At 60.3% G+C, this 2,340-nt stretch carries 1 protein-coding gene; it reads right to left on the bottom strand.

Annotated features, from left to right (window positions below; genetic code table 11):
- The coding region (locus Q0G85_RS10265) for a fructose-1,6-bisphosphatase (RefSeq protein WP_297157693.1) at positions 1-1,608 on the bottom strand (1,608 nt) is incomplete at its 3' end.
- Positions 1,609-2,340 lie beyond the last annotated feature (732 nt).

Here is a 2,340-nt window from a genome sequence, read left to right on the forward strand (position 1 = left end):
GGGTACATGTCCGCAGATGATATGGGACGTTTCCGGGTCGAGCCCGAAATCGCGGAAGATGTTCGCGACCACGGCCTCGTCGTCGATCAGGGTGTAGAAGGGGTTCTTCACTTCCTTGCGCGCGGCCTTGTCGGCGATGAGGTAGAGCTCGAAGGTGGCCATCTTGCTCTTCGCGAACAGCGGGCTGCCCTGCCCGAGCCACAGATACCACAGCATGTCGCGCCCGCGACGGCGTTCTTCCTCGTCGCGGCTGAAGAACGCGGCGCGCACGTGGCGCTCCATCACGTCGTAGAGCGCACGGCCTTTGTACGTTTTGCCGTAGACGTCGACTTCCTTGAGCGAGCCGTCAGCGTTGAGCGGCACGCAGGCGTGGAAGAGCAAGTTGCCGTTGTGCACCTTGTAGAGGCTTCCCGCTTCCAGGAAGAACTGCATGTGGCGGCGAAGCTTCTCGCATCCGGTGAACGCGGCGACGAGGCGCTCCATCACGTCGCGCTCAGCGGGCGTGAGAGCGTAGGGGTTCTCCGGGTCGATGGTCGGGAACACTTTGTCGGTGAGCTCGTACTCGGTGCCGTCGAGCATCACCGTGCCGCGGGTGTAGTCGATCTTGTCCAAAAGCTTGCGGTCGTCGAGGCCGAAAGCCGGGTTCTCATCGATGAGCTGGCCTTCCACCTTGAACTGGATGATCGCCATCGCCTTTTGGATCTTCACGTTCATCTCGAGCTCGGAGGGGGGAAGGTCGGGGTTGCCTTTGAGCGCGAACCCGACGCACGGGTCGTCGGCGTAGGCGTCGAGCGCGAACGTGGCGAGCGGCAGGATGTTGATGCCGTAGGCGTCTTCCAGGATGGAGAGGTTGCCGTAGCGCGCGCAGTTGCGCACCACGTGCGCGATGCAACCGCGCTGGCCAAGCGAGGCGCCCATCCACACGATGTCATGATTGCCCCACTGGATGTCCACAGAATGGTACGCCATGAGCGTGTCCATGATGGTGTGCGGTGCGGGGCCGCGGTCGTAAATGTCGCCGACAATGTGCAGCTGGTCTACCGCGAGGCGCTGGATCATGGTCGAGAGCGCTTCGATGAGCGCGATGCCGCGGCCCGTGCGCACCGCCGCATCGATGATGGCACTGTAGTAGGCTTCCTTGTCGACACCGTGGCGATCCTCGGTCAAAAGCTCCTCGACGATGTAGGCGAACTCGCTTGGCACGGCGCGGCGGATTTTGGAGTGCGTGTACTTGCGGGCGGCGCGCTTGCAGACCGCGACGAGGCGCGGCACCGTGACGGCGTACCATGCGTACTCGTCTTCCACCTGCGATAGCGCAAGCTTCGCCTTCTCGCGCGGGTAGTAGATGAGCGTGGCGAGCGCGCGCTTCTCGGCGTCGGAGAGCGTGTCGCCAAACACGTCGTCGACCTTCAGGCGGATCGAGCCGGAGCCGTTGCGCAGGATATGCGAGAAGGCTTCGAACTCGCCATGGATGTCGGAGGCGAAGAATTCCGTCGATTTGGGAAGATTCAAGATCGCCGACAAGTTGATGACCTCGGCAGATGCCTCGGCGATGGTGGGAAACGATCGGGAAAGCAATTCGAGATAGCGCTTTTCGCCGACTTCCATGGGCTCCTCCTTCTTGCGTGCGCGTACGGATTTCATGGTAACTGGTTTCGGTGCTCACGGGAATGGGCGATATAGCAAAGGTGAGATTGCTCGGCGAGTCCCGGGCACGCGCCTTTTTTGCCGCCCGGCGAGTCCCAGTCCATTCTCGTGCCGCCCTTCAGTCCCCCATTTCGCTCCATTCCTTATACACGGCGGCGCGCAAAAGGGCCCCGAGCAAGGTCGTGTACAAAATCGACGATAAGTTGTGAAGGGATGGTGAAGTTAGCTAGAAATTCGACTAGCCTGTCCCGAACTTGTCGCATATAAGCGAGTTTCGAAACGAGTAATTCCACATTTTCGGTATGTTTGGGTAGTCGTACACAATTTCTTCGCAACTTATCGTCATTTTTGTACACGCTCCCGGGAAGAGAGGAATGGCGAGGGAAAGAGGGCAAGCAGCCTGCGAGAGAAAGAAGGGCGGCAAATTGCCTGTGAGAGAAGAAAGGGGATACGGGAGAGAAGGAGACGACAAGGGGCCTGCGGAGGAAGGGGGATGTAGGAGAGAAATGGGGTGGAAGAAAGGCCCCAGTTGCCGCACCCGCCGCAACCCACGTCCCCTTCGAGAGCCGCGACATCACGGCAAAGAAAAAGCCCCATTGCTGGGGCTTGATTTCGAGATGGTGGACCGTCGGGGACTCGAACCCCGGACCTTGGGATTAAGAGTCCCCTGCTCTACCAACTAAGCTAACGGTC

Source organism: uncultured Ellagibacter sp. (assembly GCF_934617235.1).
Lineage (GTDB): Bacteria > Actinomycetota > Coriobacteriia > Coriobacteriales > Eggerthellaceae > Ellagibacter.